The following is a 17264-nucleotide window of genomic DNA, read 5'->3' as shown; positions in this document are numbered from 1 at the left end:
CCGGGCGGTTTCCCGCTTGCTGAAAGCGGGCTAGAAGCCTTGCGACTCCTCCAATCCTCAAGGGATGACCATGTCGGCCGACCTCGAAAACACCCTGATCCTGACGCTTGAGACCGGCCCGGTCACGATCAAGATGCGTCCCGACCTGGCCCCCGGCCACGTGGACCGCATCAAGGAGCTGGTCCGCGAAGGCTTTTATGACGGCGTCGTCTTCCACCGCGTGATCCCGGGCTTCATGGCCCAGGGCGGCGACCCCACCGGCACCGGCCGCGGCGGTTCGGCCAAGCCGGACATCAAGGCCGAGTTCTCCAAGGAGCCGCACGTGCGCGGCGTCTGCTCGATGGCCCGCACGCCCGATCCGAACTCGGCCAACAGCCAGTTCTTCATCGTGTTCGACGACGCCACCTTCCTGGACAACCAGTACACCGTCTGGGGCCAGGTGGTCGAAGGCATGGAGAACGTCGACTCGCTGCCGACCGGCGAGCCGCCGCGCAATCCGGGCAAGATCCTCAGCGCCAAGATCGCCGCCGACGCTTAAGCGCCGCGCCTTCGGAACGGAAAAGGCCCCGGGAAACCGGGGCCTTTTTGCTGGGCGCTCGCCAGCCGGTCTTCAGCGGGTGAAGATCGCCACCACCGGCCGATGGTCCGAGCCCAGGCTGGGGCCGCGCTCGACCTTGACCGTCTTCCAGGCCGTGCCGGCATAGACCTGGTCGATCGGCAGGACCGGGAACGGGGCCGTGGCGATACGGATGAACTGGCCGGTCGGCCAGGTGGCCAGGGCGTGGGTGCGACGCTCCAGTCCCAAGGCCTTGTCCTGCCGGCGCAAGCTCCACGACCAGGGCGTGGCGTTGAAGTCGCCGGTCACGATCAGGCTGTCTTTCGGGAAGGGCGCGATCTTGCTCGCCAGCAGCCGGCTCTGCGCCTGCCAGCGGCCAGCTGGGATCGGCCAGACGAAGTGGGCGCCTACCACCGTGACGTCGCCGCCCGGAACCCGCAGCGTCGCCCGCGTCGCGACGAGGCTTTCGCCGTCCCCATAGAAATCATGTTCGTCGACGATCGGCCACCGGCTGTGGATTCGGGTGTCGCAGCCGTATTTGGCGTAGCACTTGGTGCTGTACGGATAGGCGGTCTTCAGCGTGCGCAGAACGCGCCAGGCGTTGCCGCCGGACTCCTCGGTGATCACCACGTCGGCGTTCTGCTTCAGGATCCAGGCCGCGGTTTCCGGCGGCGCGTCGTTCTCGGCCCACAGGTTGAACTGAACCAGTTTCAGGGTGGCGGCGCCCTTGGCGGGTTTCTCGGGCGGCCGAAGCGTCGACAGCAGTTCGGGAGCCATCAGCACGACGAGAGCGGCGATCCCCAGGGCCGCAACGCCCGCCAGCGCCCGCCGCTCGTCGTCGCGGGACGCCAACAGGGCCAAGGCCAGACCCAGGAGGCTGCAGGCCATCCATAGCGGGGCGGCGTGGGTCAGGACGTCGAGCCAGTCGCTGAACGCGCCGCCCAGGCAAGCCAGGCCTGCGACCGCGCCGACCAGGCCCAGCATCAGCGCGGTGCCGCGCAGGAACAGGTTGGCGAGGTGGAGGATCAGGCGCATCCGCTGGCCCTTAGCACGCTCGCATGACGTTCGCGCGGGGCTTAATCGCCGCCAAAGTACCGGAAGACGATATTGCGAAATTGGTGGTCGCCGACGTGCAGCACGCCTGTCAGGACGGGCTTGGGTTCGCCGGGCCCGGCGGCCTTGGCGGCCTTCAGCGCCTTGAGATCGAAGGCGCCGGTGAAGGTCACCTGGCCAAGGTTCGGATCGACGCCATGGAAGCTGACCTCCTGGCCGTCCACGCGATAGGCGGTGGGCATCACCCGGATCGACACCGTGTGATAGGCGCGACCCAGCTCGTCCTCGGCCGTCGGACTGGCGAGGTCGTCGAACGCCATGAAGATCGGCGCATAGGCCGCTGGGCGCTTGCCCGCCTCCCAATCGGCGAAGTCATCGGCTTGGCCGATGTTCAGCGAGGCCAGTTTGAGATTGCCGGACTGTACGACGGCGTCCGTGAGGTAGAAGCCCCGGCTGTCCAGCTTCGGGTCGTGCGAGAAGGTCACGGGCGCGGCCGGAGCCGCCGCCGGGGCGGTCGACGGCGCGGGCGCGGCTTCGGGCGTCTTGACCTCGGTCGCCGGCTTGCAGGCGGCGAGCGCCAGGCAGGCCAGCAGGACCGGCAGGCGGAGATCGGTGACCGTCATGTTTCTCCCTTGAAGGTGTCGGAAGCAGGATGGCGACCGAAGAGGCGGTTTGTCCATCGAAGCTTGACCAGGTCCAGCCGCGTCTCGGCGCTTGACCTTGGCGTCCCGCCGTGGCCTTGAAGCCGCCCCATGCGCCTGTCCGACTTCGATTTCCACCTGCCCGACGAGGCGATCGCCCTGCGGCCGGCCGAGCCGCGGGATTCCGCGCGGCTGCTGGTGGTCAGGCCGGGCGCCCAGGGGGCCGGGGGTCTGGAAGACCGGATCGTGCGCGAGCTGCCGGATTTCCTGCGGCCCGGCGACGCCCTGGTCTTCAACGACACCCGCGTGATCCCGGCCCGGCTGATGGGCCTGCGCGCGGGTCGCGAGACCGGCGGGGGCGACGGATCGCCGGTGGCCGTCGAGGCCACCCTGCACCGGCGGGTGGCGCCCGATCGCTGGATCGCCTTCATGCGTCCAGGCAAGCGGCTGAAGGTCGGCGACCGCATCGCGTTCGGTCACGATGCAGACCGCGCCGGCCTGGCCGGCCTGCTGGACGCCACCGTGGCCGCCAAGCACGAGGGCGGCGAGATCGAGCTGGCCTTCGACTTCGCCGGCGTCGACCTGGATCTGGCCGTGGCCGCCCACGGCGAGATGCCGCTGCCGCCCTATATCGCCGCCAAGCGGGCCGAGGACGATCGCGACCGCGCCGATTACCAGACCGTCTACGCCCGCGAGGACGGCTCGGTGGCCGCCCCGACCGCCGGCCTGCACTTCACCCCCGACCTGATGGAGCGGCTGAAGGCGCGAGGCGTGTCCCTGCACTTCGTCACCCTGCACGTCGGCGCGGGCACCTTCCTGCCGGTCAAGACCGACGTCATCGCCGAGCACCGGATGCACGCCGAGTTCGGCGAGGTTCCCGCCGCGGTCGCCGACGCCCTGAACGCGGTCCGCGCCGCTGGCGGCCGGGTCGTCTGCGTCGGCACCACGAGCCTGCGCCTGCTCGAAAGCGCCACGGGCCAGGACGGGGTGATCAAGCCGTTCGCCGACGAGACGGCGATCTTCATCACCCCCGGCTACCGCTTCCGCGCCGCCGACGTGCTGATGACCAATTTCCACCTGCCCAAGTCGACCCTGTTCATGCTGGTCAGCGCCTTCGCCGGCCAGGCGACGATGAAGGCGGCCTACGCGCACGCGATCGCCACCGGCTATCGCTTCTATTCCTATGGCGACGGATCCCTGCTGTTCCGCGCCGATCCTGAGCAAGCCTGATGGTCGCCTTTCCCTTCGAGATCAAAGCCACCGACGGCGCGGCGCGCACGGGCGTGCTGAAGACGCCGCGCGGCGACATCCGCACGCCGGCCTTCATGCCGGTGGGCACGGCGGCGACGGTCAAGGCGATGACCGTCGACCAGGTCAAGGCCACGGGCGCCGACATTATCCTGGGCAACACCTACCACCTGATGCTGCGGCCGACGGCCGAGCGGGTGAAGCGCCTGGGCGGTCTTCACAGGTTCATGCGCTGGGACAGGCCGATCCTGACCGACAGCGGCGGCTTCCAGGTGATGAGCCTGTCGGGGATCAGCAAGGTCACCGAGGAGGCCGTCACCTTCTCCAGCCACATCGACGGCTCCAAGCACGTGCTGAGCCCCGAGCGGTCGATGGAGATCCAGGCCGACCTGCTGGGCAGCGACATCGTCATGCAGCTGGACGAGTGCGTGGCCTGGCCGGCCGAGGAGGCCAGGGCGCGCCAGGGCATGGAGCTGTCGGCCCGCTGGGGCAAGCGCTCGAAGGCCGCGTTCGGGACCCGCGACACCCAGGCCCTGTTCGGCATCCAGCAGGGCTCGACCTTCCGCAACCTGCGCCAGGAGTCGTCGGATCGGCTGCAGGAGATCGGCTTCGACGGCTACGCCCTGGGCGGCCTCGCCGTCGGCGAGGGGCATGAGGCGATGTGCGAGGTGCTGGACTACGCCCCGGCCATGCTGCCGGCCGACCGGCCGCGCTACCTGATGGGCGTAGGCAAGCCGATCGACCTAGTCGAGGCGGTCTGGCGGGGCGTCGACATGTTCGACTGCGTGCTGCCTACCCGCTCGGGGCGCCACGGCCAGGCCTGGACCTGGGACGGGGCGATCAACATCAAGAACGCCCGCTACGCCGAGGATGAGGATCCGCTGGATCCCACTAGCGACTGCCCGGCCAGCCGCGACTATTCCAAGGCCTATCTGCGCCACCTGTTCAAGGCCGAGGAGATCCTGGGCCAGGTGCTGCTCTCCTGGCACAACATCGCCTTCTTCCAGGCCCTGACGGCGGCCATGCGAAACGCGATCGCCGAGGGCCGGTTCGAACAGTTCCGGCGGGACTTCGCGGCGCGGCAGCAGGGCGCATAAGGATCACACCGGCCGGTAGATCTGCGCCACCGCGCCGCCGGGGAACGCTTTCGAACTGATCAGCTTCAGAGGCCTCGGCGCGGCCAGGTCGGAGAATAGCGGCCGGCCCTTGCCCAGCGCCATCGGGGCGACGAGCAGGGCGAACTGGTCGACCAGCCCTTGGGCGACCAGGCTGCGGGCGAAGCTGGCGCCGCCGTGGGCGATGATCGGCTTGCCGTCCTGGGCCTTCAGGGCCGCGATCTCCTCCGCCAGGTCGCCGCTCGCCACATAGGCCTGGGCCCAGCTCTCCGCGCCGGGCTGCAGCGCCACGGCTTGTTCGGCCCCCGCCCGAGCCCGGGCGACGTCGAGCGCGGCCGTCGTGGTCGCGGTCTCCAGGATCGCCGGTCCCTGGCGCGAGAAGACCGCCTTGGGAATCTGGTTCATCGGCGCGGCGAACGGGTCGGCGGAGGTTTGCCAGTAGGGGGCCATGGTCTGGAAGCTGCGGCCGCCCATGATGTGCAGGCTGGCGTCCCAGATATAGTCCACGCCCCAGGCCTTGGGCTCCGGGTGGGCGCCGAACATCCACCGGTTGGCGCCCTCCAGGTCGCTGACGAAACCGTCGACCGACATGGTCATCTTCAGGATCAGGTCCCTCATGGCTTCCTCCTCTTGCTGGTCCTGGAGCGAGGACGGGCCGGATCGACGACTCCCGACAGCCGGCGATCATATTTCAGCGGCGCCGAAAGCTCTTTCCGAAAACATCGGCCGCAAGTTCCGGCCGCTGAAGGCTTCCATGGCTCTCTGGCGGTCGAGGCTGGTCAAGCCGGCTACCAGACCTTGTAGAACGGTTTTTTCTTCTTCTTGGCGGGCGGAGGCGCTGGTTGCTCGGGCGCCGTGTCCGCGGCCGGCGCCTCGACCGTCGGCACGGCCGGCGCGGGCGCTTCGACCACCGGGGTCTCGGCCGCCGGCTCGTCCTTCTGCCAGGGGAAGCGCCTTTCGACGATCGGCGCGGCGGGCTTGGCCAGGTGCTGGGGCGTGGCCGGCGGGTCGCAGCCGCGCGCCTCGCCCAGCCCCTTCAGATAGGCGCGGCGGATCGCGCCTGACGCCATGGCGCTCTGCACCAGCTTGTCATGCTTTTCGGCGCCGCTCAGCTTGCGGACCCAGCCGCGCATCGGGATCAGGTCCTGGGCGGCGCTGGCCATGGCGCCGAACGCCGCCGAGCCGGCCATCCGCTTGCCGCGGTCCATCAGATCTTCGTCATCCTCGGGCGGACGGCGGTCGACGTCCTCGCCCAGCGCCAGGTCCAGCGGGGCGACCATTGAGATCAGGACGTCGCAGCTGACTTTCTTGCCGGGCGGGCGGGCGTAGGGATCGGCCATCGCCTCCAGCAGAACCGGCGGAATCTTGGTGCGCAGCAGGTTCATGTCACGCAGCGGCGCCCCGGCCGCGCCCGTGATGCCGTCCTTGTTGGCGTCCGAGGTCGTCTGGATCTTCTGCGGCGGGGGCTCCGACTTGGACGCGCAGGCGGCCAGCAGGGGAACGACGATCGCGAGAAGCACCAGACTGCGCATGCGGCCAACCTAACGCCAGGATGCGGCGTTCGTCATCTCCCTGCGCGCACGAAAGCATGCTTGCGAGCCGGGCGGCCCCCGACTATGGTCCGCGCCGCTTCCACCGGCCTCCCGCCGTGTCGATGCGGGCCGGTAGCTCAGTGGTAGAGCATTCGACTTTTAATCGAATGGTCCTGGGTTCGAATCCCAGCCGGCCCACCAAACCTTCCTTGAAATGATTGGTTAAAATCCACCGCTTCGGCGGTTCGGGTCGCGGCTTGCCCTGGGCGCGGGCCGAGGGCGGGTAGAACCGGGGCGCTCACGTCGGTTGCTTCGATCCGGCGCCTGCGTCGAATCGGTTCTCCGGACCGGGAGGAAGGGCGGCGGCCCGAGGCGCGGGGCGCGCGAGTTGTAGGCGACACTGAAAGTTGAATCGTCTAGCAGTGTCGTCGGGGCAAGACGGAGTCGGCGTTTGGCGGCGGGGGCTGGTGTGGATCGCAACGCGGCGTCGCCGGGCTTCGACGGCGCGTCGGACGCCTTCGCGCGCGCCCACGACGCCCTGCTGCGCGGCAAGGACCTGCAGTTCCAGCCGACCGCCGCGCCCAAGCCGCCGGACGTTCCCGACTGGCTGCTGGCGGTCGGCAAGGCCCTGGCGGCGGCCGCGCCTTACCTGACCTATGTGTTCTGGGGCTGCCTGATCCTGGGGGCGGCGGTCATCCTGTATTTCCTGGGGCGAGAGCTGATCGCCACGCGCTGGCCGTCGCTGAAACCGCACAAGGGACCCGTCCTGGGCGACGAGGCCTGGCGGCCCAGCGCCGCCAGGGCCCGGACCCTGCTGGAGGACGCCGACCGCCTGGCGGCCGCCGGCCGCTTCGCCGAGGCGGTGCACCTGATCCTGTTCCGCAGCATCGAGGATATCGAGGGCAAGCGGCCGGACCTGATCAAGCCGGCCCTGACCAGCCGCGACATCGCCCAGCTGGACGGCGTGCCGGAACGGGTGCGCCGCACCTTCAGCCAGATCGCCCGGGTGGTGGAGCGCAGCTTCTTCGGCGGGCGGCCCGTCGGCGCCGACGAATTCGCAGCCTGCCGCCAGGCCTATGAGGGCTTCGCCTTCAACGAGGCCTGGCGATGAGCGACGCGCAGGCCGCGCCGGGGACGGCGGTTCCGGGCGAGGGGGACAAGGGGCTGTTCTCGCCCAAGGTCGTGCTGGGCATGATCGTGGCCGGGATCTTCGGCTTTTCGGCCTTCGTGGTGCTGTCGACCTATGCGCCGGACCTGCAGTCGGGCGACAACGGCCGGGCCCACGCCCTGTCGAAGTCGGCCATCGGCTATGGCGGCATGGTGCGGCTGCTGCGCGGCCTGAGCGAGCCGGTGATCGTCAGCCGTCGCGACCTGCGTCGCGAGGAGCCCGCCCTGATCATCTTCACGCCGGAATCCAGCCTGTCGCGCGACGCCTACGTCAAGGCGGCCCAGCTGTCGTCGCGGACCCTGGTGGTGCTGCCCAAATGGACGGGCGGGCTGGATCCGCGCCATCCGGGCTGGGTGGGCGGCCTGGAGCCGGTGGAGCCCAGGGACCTGGCCGGCCTGCTCAAGGCGGTCGGCCTTCCCAAGGCCTCGACCACGATCGACAAGGGCGCCGCGCCGCAGAGGCTGACCGGCGCGCCGGGCGGTCCGGCCGAGGGGCTGGCGTTCGACACCGGGCCCATCCAGAACCTGCAAACCCTGTCCGGTCCCGGCCTGGCGCCGGTGCTGACCGACGCCAAGGGGCGGATCGTCCTGGCTCGGCGCCTGCCGACCGAGACCTATTTCCTGGCCGATCCCGACCTTCTGAACACCATGGGGCTGAAGGATGTCCGCACGGCGCGCGGCGGGGTGCGGATCCTGCAGGCGCTGCGCGACGACTCCGTCGGCGGCGGGAGCGCCTACCGGCAGGACCGGGGGCGGACCATCGCCTTCGACGTCACCCTCAACGGCTTTTCGCGGTCGCAGAGCCTCCTGAAACTGGCCTTCGAGGCCCCGTTCGTCGGGGCGACCCTGTGCCTGGTGGCCGCCGCCCTGCTGATGGGGCTGCACGCCGCCGCTCGCTTCCGCGCCGTGCGGCGGGGCGAGCGGGCCCTGGCGCTGGGCAAGGAGGCGCTGATCGACAATTCCGCAGGCCTGATTCGCATGGCCCGCCGCGAGCCGGCCCTCGCCCCGCGCTACGCCGAGCTGCAGCGCGCCGCGGCCGTCCGCGCTCTGGGCGGCCTGCGGCACGGCGGCCAGCGCCTGGAGGGCCAGGCCTTGATCGATTTTCTGGACCGCCAGGGCCAGCGCTTCGGCGCGGCCGACAGCGCCTCGCGCCTGGACGAGGAAACCCGGACGGTCCGTTCCCTCGGCGACCTGATGAAGCTCGCCGTCCGATGGCATCAGTGGAGACTGGAGATGACCCGTGAACGTCGCTGAGGTGCAGGCGCTCGCCGGCAGGATCCGTGAGCAGACCGCCAGGGCCGTGGTTGGCCAGAACGACACCATCGACCTGATGCTGACGGCGTTGTTCGCCGGCGGACACGTGCTGCTGGAAGGCCCGCCCGGCACGGCCAAGACCTTCCTGGCCCAGTGCTTCGCCCAGGCGGTGAACCTGCAGTTCGGCCGCATCCAGTTCACGCCCGACCTGATGCCGGGCGACATCCTGGGCGCCAACCTGTTCAACTTCCAGACCAGCGCCTTCACCCTGGTCAAGGGGCCGATCTTCTGCGAGCTGTTGCTGGCCGACGAGATCAACCGCACCCCGCCCAAGACCCAGGCGGCCCTGCTGGAAGCCATGCAGGAACGCAACGTCACGCTGGACGGCGAGCGCCATGCGCTGAGCGACCGCTTCATGGTGGTGGCCACCCAGAACCCGCTGGAGCAGCAGGGCACCTATCCGCTGCCCGAGGCCCAGCTGGACCGCTTCCTGTTCAAGCATGTGCTGACCTATCCGAGCCTCGCCGAGGAGACCGCCATCGTCGCCAGCCACGGCGGCCGCACTGGCCAGCCGTCGCCCGAGGCGTTCGGCGTCGAGGCGGCCGGCGACACCGCCACGATCGGCGAGGCGGTGGCGGCGGTGGCCTCGGTGCGCCTGACCGACGACATCGTCCGCTACATCGTCGGCGTCGTGCGCGCCACCCGCGACACGGGCGAGCTGTCGGGCGGGGCCTCGCCGCGCTGCGCGGCCATGCTGGCGGTGGCGGCCCGGGCCCGCGCCGCCCTGGAGGGCCGCGACTACGTGATCCCCGACGACGTCAAGGCCCTGGCCCTGCCGGCCCTGCGCCACCGGGTGATCCTGTCGCCCGCCGCCGAGATCGAGGGCCGCAAGGTCGACGACGTGGTCCGCGGCCTGGTCGACCAGGTCGAGGCCCCGCGATGAGCCCCGTCGCGAGCCGGATCGGCTAGGGGCGGGACGTGCGGATCTATCCGACCGCGAGAGCGATCTTCCTGATGGTCCTGGGCGCGCCCCTGGCCCTGGCGGCGGCGGCGCTCGTCTCGGCCCGGCTGTGGCTCGTGGGGCCAGCCTGGATCGCCCTGGTCGCGGCCCTGTTGTTCATCGACGCCCTGCTGGCTCCTGGCCGGCGCCGGATGCAGCTCGGCCTGATCGCGCCCGGCTCGCTGTCCAGCGGCGCGACCAGGCCGGCCCTGTTGCAGGCCTCGTTCCCGCGCGGTGTCGCGCCGGGCAGCGTGGAGTTCGCCATCGACCTGGACGACCGGCTCGCCGCCGAGCCCGCCCATGGCCGGGCCCGCACCCACGAACGCCGGGCCGCCCTGCCGCTGACCCTGACTGCGGTCCGGCGCGGGGAGGGGCGGGTGCACCGTGTCTCGGCCCGCTGGCGCGGCCCGCTGGGCCTGACCTGGAAGCAGCGCGACGACGCCCTCGAACGCGTGATCCCGGTCACGCTCGACATCGCCGGCGTCAAGGAAGAGGCGCTGCGGCTGTTCTCACGCGATCCGTCGGTCGGCCATCGGCTGCAGCTGGACCTGGGCGGCGGCAGCGATTTCCACGCCCTAACCGACTTCCGTCCCGGCATGAACCGACGGGCCATCGACTGGAAGCAGTCGGCCCGCCACGGCGCGTTGCTGGCCAAGGAATTCCACGTCGAGCGCAACCACCACATCGTCGCGGCCATCGACACCGGTCGGCTGATGAGCCAGTCGCTGCTGGGCCGGCCTCGCCTGGACCACGCCCTGAACGCCACCCTGCTGCTGGCCTATGTGGGGCTGAAGATGGGCGACAAGGTCGGGCTGTTCGGCTTCGACGCCCGGCCCAACGTCTCCAGCGGCGTCACCTCGGGTCCCAACGCCTTCGGCGCCCTGCAGCGCCTGGCCGCCAGGATCGACTATTCGACCGAGGAGACCAACTATACCCTGGGCCTGACCCAGCTATCGGGCCAGCTGTCGCGGCGCTCGCTGATCGTGGTGTTCACCGACATCGCCGACAGCACCAGCGCCGAGCTGATGCTGGAGAACGTCAGCCGCCTGCTGCGCCAGCATCTGGTGCTGTTCGTGATGATGCGCGACGAGGAGCTGGAGGCGATCGAGCGCAAGGCGCCTGAGACCGCCGACGACGTCTCGCGGGCCGTGGTCGCCGCCTCGCTGCTGCGCGAGCGCGACGTGGTGGTGACCCGCCTGCGCCGGATGGGCGTGGAGATCGTCGAGGCGCCGGCCGACCAGGTCGGGCCGGCCCTGCTGGCGAGCTATCTGGACCTCAAGCGCCGGGACCTGCTCTGATGGCCGAGCTGCAGCTGAAGAGCTACCGTTTCCGGGCCGAGCGCGAGGCCGACTGGGGGCGGCTGGAGAAGCTGCTGACCAGGGTCGGCAAGGGCTCGGCCAAGGCGCTGAGCGACGAAGAGCTGCTGGTCCTGCCGGTGCTGTACCGCCAGGCCCTGTCGTCGCTGTCGGTGGCCCGCGCCACATCGCTGGACCAGGGCCTGGTCGACTATCTGGAGAGCCTGAGCACCCGGGCCTATTTCCTGGTCTACGGCACGCGGTCGAACTTCCTCGAGCGACTGGGCGGCTTCTTCGGCCATGCCTGGCCCGACGCCGCCAAGGCGCTGTGGCGCGAAACCCTGGCCAGCCTCCTGCTGACCGTGGTCGGGGTGTTGGCCGCCTATTTCCTGACCCTGCACGACCCCGACTGGTTCAGCGCCTTCGTGCCGGGCGACCTGGCGGGCGGTCGGGGACCGACGGCGTCGGTCGAGGCCATGCGGGCCACGCTCTACGACCACGGCGAGCACAAGGGCCTGTCGGTGTTCGCCGCCTTCCTGTTCACCCACAATTCCGGCGTGGCGATCTTCGCCTTCGCCCTGGGGTTCGCCTTCTGCCTGCCGACCTCGATGCTGATGGCCTATAACGGCGCGATGTTGGGGGCCTTCCTGGCGGCGTTCGCCATGAAAGGGCTGGCCTTCGAGGCCGGCGGCTGGCTGGCGATCCACGGGGTGACCGAGATCTCGGCCGTGATCCTGGCGGGCGCGGCGGGCCTGCGGATCGGCTGGACCCTGGCCTTCCCCGGCGACCTTTCCCGCCCGGCGGCCATGACCCAGGCGGGACGCCAGGCGGCCACCCTGATGGGCGGGGTGGTGGTCATGCTGTTCTGCGCCGGGATCCTGGAGGGCGTCGGGCGCCAGGTGATCCAGAACGACTTCGCCCGCTACGGGATCGGCCTCCTCACCCTGGTCGCCTGGCCGGCCTATCTCTACCTGCCCCGCCGCCGGAGCGTCGCCCGATGAGAGCGGCCCGCAAGAAGGCCAAGGCCGCCGCGCCGGCGGCGATCGCGCAGCTGGACGCCGGCGACGATCGCCGGGCCCGCTCGCTGGTCACGCCGGAGGGCGTCGACCTGAAGCTGCGCCTGGGCGACGCGGGCGAACGCGCCGCGGCCCTGCTGATTGACCTGCTGATCATGGTCGGGACGCTGATCGCCTTCGCCCTGCTGGCGGGACTGGCGATGATCGGCTCGAAGGGCAAGGGCGGCGAGGTGATCGGCACGGTGGCGGTGCTGGTCTTCTTCGTGCTGCGCAACCTTTATTTCGTGCTGTTCGAGCTGACCCCGGGCGCGGCGACGCCGGGCAAGCGGGCCATGGGCCTGCGCGTGGCCGCCCGCAACGGCGGCCGCCTGACCGCCGACGCCATCTTCGCCCGCAACGCCATGCGCGAGATCGAGCTCTACCTGCCGCTCAGCTTCCTGGCCACGCAGGGCGACCAGGTGGGAGCGTGGATCAGTCTGGCCGGCCTGCTGTGGTGCGCGGTCTTCCTGCTGTTCCCGCTGTTCAACCGCGACCGCCTGCGGGTGGGCGACCTGGTGGCCGGCACCTGGGTGGTCAAGGCCCCGACCCGTAAGCTGGCGCCCGACCTGGTGGAGACCTCGCGACCGGCCGTGGACCGCTTTCGGTTCACCATGGCCCAGCTGGACGCCTACGGGGTCAAGGAGCTGCATGTGCTGGAGGACGTGCTGCGTCGCTATGAAACCAAGACCATCGCCCTGGTCGCCGCCCGTATCCGCCTGAAGATCGGCTGGAACGCCGCGCCCGACGAGTCGAACGGCGACTTCCTGGCCGCCTATTACGCCGGCCTGCGCGGCCGGCTGGAGTCCCGACTGCTGCTGGGCAAGCGCCGCAAGGACAAGTTCGACAAGGGTTAGGCGAAGACCGCGGCCAGGCTTTCGGCCGGCGTGCCTTCCTTGCTCCAGCGCAGTTCGTAATAGACCGAGACAGCGAGGAGCGCGTTGACGATGCTTAACAGGGCCTGCATCGCCGGCTCCGCGATCGCGTCGACGACGGGGTTTCCGACCGCGCTGGCGGCGAGTTGGATAAGCCAGGCAAAGACGAACCAGACCAGGCCGACCGCCAGCGACAGTCCGAAGATCGCGCCGCGCCGCTCACCCGTCAGCCTGTTGCTGCGTCGGATCGCGTTCCATACGCCCAGGCGTTCGGTCACCATGGCCGGAACCACCACCATCCACGCCAGGGAGAGGATGACGCCGGGAATGAACAGCAGGACGAATCCTCCCAAGATTCCCAGGCTGGTGACGACGCCGAGCGCCAGCAGCATCAGGTAGTCGCGGAGGTCGCCGAACGACGCGGCGCCGGCCGTGTGAGGGCCTTCCAGCCTGCTCAGGGCGCTGCGAGAGATCGCGGCCTGCAAGGCGACCGAGCCGAGCATGGACACCAGCAGGCTGACTAAGAGCATGATCCAGGTATTCGGAACGGCGTAGCCTGTCTCGGGCCTGCTGAAGACCCGGGTCAGGGCGTTCATGCCCCGGTCGGGCAGGGCGACGAAAAGCGCTGAAAACAGCAGGATCTTGAAAGCGTCGCGCCGGAAGATCGTCGTGGCGTGCTTCAACACGCGCGCAGCTTCGAAGCCCCTTTGCACTGCGGCGTCGGTCATGTCTGGAAAGCCCCCAATCTAGGCCGCGATTCAGCCATGCGATGAACCCAGTGTCCATGGTTCGCGCGCCTATCCCCGCGATCATCGAAACAACATCGAAAAAGATCAAAGCCTTGGAGGAAAACGCACGTTTCCGATCCTTGGGTTTCCAGCCTGCCCCATACTGCTTGCACCTGAGAGCATGGGGAGGGCGCACGTACGGCGACCGATGCGGCTTTCGGGGGTGGACGAGCGGGTAGGCCTTGTCCGCCGTGTTCCTTCGGGGACGTCCCAGGTCGGTTCGCAGCAGGTTCGCCTCAGTCGCGACGAAGCTTCGGCGCCCGGGATAGGCGGATGCGGCCAGCAGGTGCGAGGGGGTTACTCGCACGGTCCGGGACCAGGGCTCGCCGCCCTGGCCCGCCCGTCGGGGGCGAATGAGACCGGCTAAGCGCTAAAACCGCTGCCTACCGGACGCTCTCGGATAACGGCTCCACGCGAAGCGCCTGACTTCGTCGAAACGGTAACAACATCAAAGCTGCTCCGGGCGAGGCCCGGGCGCTTCGCACCCTTCCCATCAGCTCAGCGAGCGATTGCGTGAGATCGCGAAGCCTTGCATGCAAGATCCTCCCCCCGTGGGGGAGGTGTCGGCGAAGCCGACGGAGGGGGCGTGATCGGCAGACGGCCACAACCCGGATCGACGACCCCAAACTCCCCCCACCGATCGCTGCGCGATCGCCTCCCCCGCAGGGGGAGGGGCGGCATGGGGAAGACGATCGCGAAGCGATCCGTAGGGGGCAAGTGGCGTGGGTCCCGACCTTGCCCCCACAGTTTTTCTGTCCGCCCCGTTCGATGAACTCAATTGACCCGACTGGCCGTGTAGGGATTTAAGCCGCTCCAACTTCACCGCACCTTGCCCATTTCGCGGCTTGGCGCGTTCCTGTTTTCATGGCTCCTTCCGGGGCCCGACGCGGATGCTGGACGACGATCACCCGATGACCGCCGAGACGATCTCCGCGCCGCCCCGCGCTCCGCGCCGCCCGCTGTTTCGCCGGCGCTCGGCCATTCCGGGTTTCGGCCTGACCCTGGGCGTGACCCTGACCATCCTGTCGCTGATCGTGCTGATCCCGCTGTCGGCCGTGGCGATCAAGGCCTTCAGCCAGTCGCCGGCCCAGTTCCTGGCCGCCGCCTTTTCGGAACGCGCCGTCGCGGCCTATCGCCTGACCTTCGGCGCGGCCTTCGTGGCGGCGGTGATCAACGGCGTGTTCGGGGTGCTGACCACCTGGGCCCTGGTCCGCTACCAGTTCCCCGGCAAGGCGGTGGTCAACGCCCTTGTCGACCTGCCGTTCGCCCTGCCGACCGCCGTGGCCGGCATCGCCCTGGCGACGCTGTACGCGCCCAACGGCTGGGTCGGGCAGTACCTGACCCCGCTGGGAATCAAGGCCGCCTACAATCCCGTCGGCGTCACCATCGCCCTGATCTTCATCGGCCTGCCGTTCGTGGTCCGCACCCTGGAGCCGGTGATGCGCGACCTCTCCGAGGATGTTGAAGAAGCCGCGGCCAGCCTGGGCGCGGGCCGTTTCGCCACCATCGCCCGGATCATCCTGCCGGCCCTCGGCCCCGCCTGGCTGACCGGCTTCGCCCTGGCCTTCGCCCGAGGGGTGGGGGAGTATGGCTCGGTGATCTTCATCGCCGGCAACATGCCCTACAAGTCCGAGATCGCGCCCCTGCTGATCATCATCCAGCTGGAGCAGTTCGAATACGCCAACGCCGCGGGCATCGCCCTGGTCATGCTGGGCGTCTCGTTCCTGATGCTGCTGGTCATCAACGCCATCCAGGCCTGGTCGCGGAGGTTCGTCTGATGGCTGTCGCGACCAAGGCGGACTTCCGCCATCCGACCGATGATCCGCTGTGGGCCAAGATCGTGATCATCGGCCTGGTCCTGGCCTTCCTGGGTCTGGTCCTGATCCTGCCCCTCGTGGCGGTGTTCGCCGAGGCCCTGCGCAAGGGCCTGGGGCCGGCGCTGGACGCCGTCGCCACGCCTGACGCCTGGGCGGCGATCAAGCTGACCCTGATCACCGCCGGGATCGCCGTGCCGTTCAACGCCCTGTTCGGCCTGTGCGCCGCCTGGGCGATCGCCAAGCACGACTTTCCGGGCAAGCCGCTGCTGATCACCCTGATCGACCTGCCGTTCTCGGTGTCGCCGGTGGTGGCCGGCCTGATCTACGTGCTGGTCTTCGGCCTGCAGGGCTGGTTCGGCGAGCACCTGATCGACCACGACATCAAGATCATCTTCGCCGTACCGGGCATCGTGCTGGCGACGATCTTCGTGACCTTCCCGTTCATCGCCCGCGAACTGATCCCGCTGATGCAGGAGCAGGGCGTGTCGGAAGAGGAGGCCGCCGTCTCGATGGGCGCCTCGGGCCTCTACACCTTCTGGCGGGTGACCGCGCCCAACGTGCGCTGGGGGCTGCTGTACGGCGTCCTGCTGTGCAACGCCCGGGCCATGGGCGAGTTCGGCGCCGTCTCGGTGGTCAGCGGCCATATCCGCGGCCTGACCAACACCATGCCGCTGCACGTCGAAATCCTCTACAACGAGTATGATTTCGTTTCCGCCTTCGCCGTCGCCGCCCTGCTGTGCCTGCTGGCGATCGTGACCCTGGTGCTTAAGAGCGTGCTCGAGATCGCCCAGCCCGACGTCAAGCGCGGCGGCGGCCACTAGATTGACCGGAACGAAGACGCTCCCATGACCATTTCCATCCGTTCCGTCGAAAAGAAGTTCGGGCGCTATCCGGCCCTGAACAGCGTCAATCTGGAGATCGCCGACGGCGAACTCGTGGCGCTGCTGGGGCCGTCGGGCTCGGGCAAGACCACCCTGCTGCGCACCATCGCCGGCCTGGAGTTCCCCGATGCGGGCCAGGTGCTGTTCGAGGGCCAGGACGTGACCTTCGCCTCGGCCGCAGCCCGCCGCGTGGGCTTCGTCTTCCAGCAGTACGCGCTGTTCAAGCACATGACCGTGGCGCGCAACATCGCCTTCGGCCTGGACGTCCGCAAAGGCAAGGACAAGCCGCCCAAGGCCGAGATCGCCCGTCGGGTCGACGAGCTGCTGAAGCTGGTCGAGTTGGAGGGCCTGGGCAAGCGCTATCCGTCGCAGCTGTCGGGCGGCCAGCGCCAGCGCGTGGCCCTGTCGCGCGCCTTGGCCGTGCAGCCCAGCGTCCTGCTGCTGGACGAACCGTTCGGCGCCCTGGACGCTACGGTTCGCAAGTCGCTGCGCAAGGAGCTGCGCCGGGTGCACGACGCCACCGGCGTCACCACGATCTTCGTGACCCACGACCAGGAGGAGGCGCTGGAGCTGGCCGACCGGGTGGCGATCCTCAACGCCGGCCGCATCGAGCAGATCGGCACGCCGCACGAGGTGCACGACAACCCGGCCACGCCGTTCGTCTGCGGGTTCGTGGGCGAGGCCAACCGCTTCGAGGGGACGGTGTCGGGCGGACGCTTCACTTCCGGCCCCGTGATTCTGCCGGCCCCGGACGCCGCCGGCGGCGCGGCCCTAGCCTTCGTGCGGCCGCATGATCTGGTGTTGGACGCCGAGGGCTTCGCGGCCAAGGTCGAGCGCGTGGTGATCCAGGGGCCGCTGGCCAATGTCGACGCCAGCTTGCCCGACGGCCGCCGGATCGAGATCTGCGCCGCCCGCGACGAAGCCGCCAAGTTCAGCAGCGATATCCGGCTCTCGGCCCGCCGCGCGCACGTCTTCGCGGCTTAGGTAGGC

At 69.6% G+C, this 17264-nt stretch carries 17 protein-coding genes and 1 tRNA gene; 13 read left to right on the top strand and 5 right to left on the bottom strand.

The window, feature by feature from the left end; genetic code table 11:
- The first annotated feature begins 70 nt into the window (after positions 1-70).
- Positions 71-538: a peptidylprolyl isomerase gene (locus EV278_RS09670; protein ID WP_035077308.1), complete on the top strand. Its 468-nt coding sequence runs from the start codon at positions 71-73 to the stop codon at positions 536-538.
- Between the two features lie 72 nt (positions 539-610).
- Here EV278_RS09670 and EV278_RS09665 read toward each other — a convergent pair whose 3' ends face one another.
- Together EV278_RS09665 and EV278_RS09660 are read right to left on the bottom strand one after the other, a co-directional pair.
- Positions 611-1591, bottom strand: a complete 981-nt coding sequence (locus tag EV278_RS09665) for an endonuclease/exonuclease/phosphatase family protein (protein WP_132089982.1) — start codon at positions 1589-1591, stop codon at positions 611-613.
- A gap of 41 nt (positions 1592-1632) precedes the next feature.
- Positions 1633-2232 (bottom strand): hypothetical protein, encoded by a 600-nt coding sequence (locus EV278_RS09660; protein WP_132089979.1) that lies wholly within the window; start codon positions 2230-2232, stop codon positions 1633-1635.
- Positions 2233-2361: 129 nt separating this feature from the next.
- Between EV278_RS09660 and queA the strand changes: the two genes are divergently transcribed.
- On the top strand, positions 2362-3480 hold the full coding sequence (gene queA / locus EV278_RS09655) for a tRNA preQ1(34) S-adenosylmethionine ribosyltransferase-isomerase QueA (protein WP_132089976.1): 1119 nt from the start codon (positions 2362-2364) through the stop codon (positions 3478-3480).
- Positions 3480-4595, top strand: coding sequence for a tRNA guanosine(34) transglycosylase Tgt (gene tgt / locus EV278_RS09650; protein ID WP_132089974.1), 1116 nt, complete (start codon positions 3480-3482; stop codon positions 4593-4595). Before queA ends, tgt begins: the two co-directional genes overlap by 1 nt.
- A 3-nt stretch (positions 4596-4598) precedes the next feature.
- On the opposite strand, the gene EV278_RS09645 is transcribed toward tgt, so the two are convergent.
- Positions 4599-5231, bottom strand: a complete 633-nt coding sequence (locus EV278_RS09645) for a dihydrofolate reductase family protein (protein ID WP_132089971.1) — start codon at positions 5229-5231, stop codon at positions 4599-4601.
- A 170-nt stretch (positions 5232-5401) separates the two neighbouring features.
- Entirely contained in the window at positions 5402-6145 is a 744-nt protein-coding gene (locus EV278_RS09640) for a hypothetical protein (protein ID WP_132089968.1), read from the bottom strand.
- Between the two features lie 126 nt (positions 6146-6271).
- Between EV278_RS09640 and EV278_RS09635 the strand changes: the two genes are divergently transcribed.
- The 7 genes from EV278_RS09635 (at position 6272) to EV278_RS09605 (ending at position 12770) form a co-directional block, all read left to right on the top strand.
- A tRNA-Lys gene (locus tag EV278_RS09635) sits at positions 6272-6346 on the top strand.
- A 268-nt stretch (positions 6347-6614) separates the two neighbouring features.
- Complete coding sequence (locus tag EV278_RS09630) at positions 6615-7256, top strand: DUF4129 domain-containing protein (protein WP_207905467.1); 642 nt, start codon at positions 6615-6617, stop codon at positions 7254-7256.
- Positions 7253-8566: a hypothetical protein gene (locus EV278_RS09625; protein WP_132089962.1), complete on the top strand. Its 1314-nt coding sequence runs from the start codon at positions 7253-7255 to the stop codon at positions 8564-8566. The genes EV278_RS09630 and EV278_RS09625 overlap by 4 nt, the downstream gene beginning before the upstream one ends.
- Positions 8553-9509 (top strand): MoxR family ATPase, encoded by a 957-nt coding sequence (locus EV278_RS09620; protein WP_132089959.1) that lies wholly within the window; start codon positions 8553-8555, stop codon positions 9507-9509. The genes EV278_RS09625 and EV278_RS09620 overlap by 14 nt, the downstream gene beginning before the upstream one ends.
- A 35-nt stretch (positions 9510-9544) precedes the next feature.
- Positions 9545-10864 (top strand): DUF58 domain-containing protein, encoded by a 1320-nt coding sequence (locus EV278_RS09615; RefSeq protein ID WP_207905466.1) that lies wholly within the window; start codon positions 9545-9547, stop codon positions 10862-10864.
- On the top strand, positions 10864-11862 hold the full coding sequence (locus tag EV278_RS09610) for a stage II sporulation protein M (protein WP_132089956.1): 999 nt from the start codon (positions 10864-10866) through the stop codon (positions 11860-11862). Before EV278_RS09615 ends, EV278_RS09610 begins: the two co-directional genes overlap by 1 nt.
- The gene (locus EV278_RS09605) at positions 11859-12770 is read left to right on the top strand and encodes an RDD family protein (protein ID WP_132089953.1); all 912 of its coding nucleotides are present in this window, start codon (positions 11859-11861) and stop codon (positions 12768-12770) included. The genes EV278_RS09610 and EV278_RS09605 overlap by 4 nt, the downstream gene beginning before the upstream one ends.
- On the opposite strand, the gene EV278_RS09600 is transcribed toward EV278_RS09605, so the two are convergent.
- Positions 12767-13516 (bottom strand): hypothetical protein, encoded by a 750-nt coding sequence (locus tag EV278_RS09600; RefSeq protein WP_132089950.1) that lies wholly within the window; start codon positions 13514-13516, stop codon positions 12767-12769. The two genes, EV278_RS09605 and EV278_RS09600, sit on opposite strands and share 4 nt — an antisense overlap.
- Positions 13517-14487: 971 nt before the next feature.
- Here EV278_RS09600 and cysT point away from each other — a divergent pair.
- Genes cysT through EV278_RS09585 form a run of 3 tightly spaced genes read left to right on the top strand, consistent with a single transcriptional unit; the run spans position 14488 to position 17258 of the window.
- A complete protein-coding gene (cysT, locus tag EV278_RS09595; protein WP_132090208.1) occupies positions 14488-15354 on the top strand; it encodes a sulfate ABC transporter permease subunit CysT in 867 nt (288 codons plus the stop codon).
- On the top strand, positions 15351-16214 hold the full coding sequence (cysW, locus tag EV278_RS09590) for a sulfate ABC transporter permease subunit CysW (RefSeq protein ID WP_132089947.1): 864 nt from the start codon (positions 15351-15353) through the stop codon (positions 16212-16214). The genes cysT and cysW overlap by 4 nt, the downstream gene beginning before the upstream one ends.
- Before the next feature lie 24 nt (positions 16215-16238).
- Entirely contained in the window at positions 16239-17258 is a 1020-nt protein-coding gene (locus EV278_RS09585; protein WP_132089944.1) for a sulfate/molybdate ABC transporter ATP-binding protein, read from the top strand.
- Positions 17259-17264: the final 6 nt, after the last annotated feature.

Source organism: Caulobacter sp. BK020, assembly GCF_004342605.1.
In the GTDB taxonomy this organism is placed as follows: domain Bacteria; phylum Pseudomonadota; class Alphaproteobacteria; order Caulobacterales; family Caulobacteraceae; genus Caulobacter.
This window is presented reverse-complemented; position numbering and strand designations above follow the sequence as displayed.

Coding starts and splice junctions, on each gene's coding strand:
- EV278_RS09585 (WP_132089944.1), top strand. CDS start 16,239: ATGACCATTTCCATCCGTTCCGTCGAAAAGAAGTTCGGGCGCTATCCG.
- EV278_RS09625 (WP_132089962.1), top strand. CDS start 7,253: ATGAGCGACGCGCAGGCCGCGCCGGGGACGGCGGTTCCGGGCGAGGGG.
- queA (WP_132089976.1), top strand. CDS start 2,362: ATGCGCCTGTCCGACTTCGATTTCCACCTGCCCGACGAGGCGATCGCC.
- cysT (WP_132090208.1), top strand. CDS start 14,488: ATGACCGCCGAGACGATCTCCGCGCCGCCCCGCGCTCCGCGCCGCCCG.
- EV278_RS09645 (WP_132089971.1), bottom strand. CDS start 5,231: ATGAGGGACCTGATCCTGAAGATGACCATGTCGGTCGACGGTTTCGTC.
- EV278_RS09605 (WP_132089953.1), top strand. CDS start 11,859: ATGAGAGCGGCCCGCAAGAAGGCCAAGGCCGCCGCGCCGGCGGCGATC.
- EV278_RS09600 (WP_132089950.1), bottom strand. CDS start 13,516: ATGACCGACGCCGCAGTGCAAAGGGGCTTCGAAGCTGCGCGCGTGTTG.
- tgt (WP_132089974.1), top strand. CDS start 3,480: ATGGTCGCCTTTCCCTTCGAGATCAAAGCCACCGACGGCGCGGCGCGC.
- EV278_RS09660 (WP_132089979.1), bottom strand. CDS start 2,232: ATGACGGTCACCGATCTCCGCCTGCCGGTCCTGCTGGCCTGCCTGGCG.
- EV278_RS09640 (WP_132089968.1), bottom strand. CDS start 6,145: ATGCGCAGTCTGGTGCTTCTCGCGATCGTCGTTCCCCTGCTGGCCGCC.
- EV278_RS09670 (WP_035077308.1), top strand. CDS start 71: ATGTCGGCCGACCTCGAAAACACCCTGATCCTGACGCTTGAGACCGGC.
- EV278_RS09665 (WP_132089982.1), bottom strand. CDS start 1,591: ATGCGCCTGATCCTCCACCTCGCCAACCTGTTCCTGCGCGGCACCGCG.
- EV278_RS09610 (WP_132089956.1), top strand. CDS start 10,864: ATGGCCGAGCTGCAGCTGAAGAGCTACCGTTTCCGGGCCGAGCGCGAG.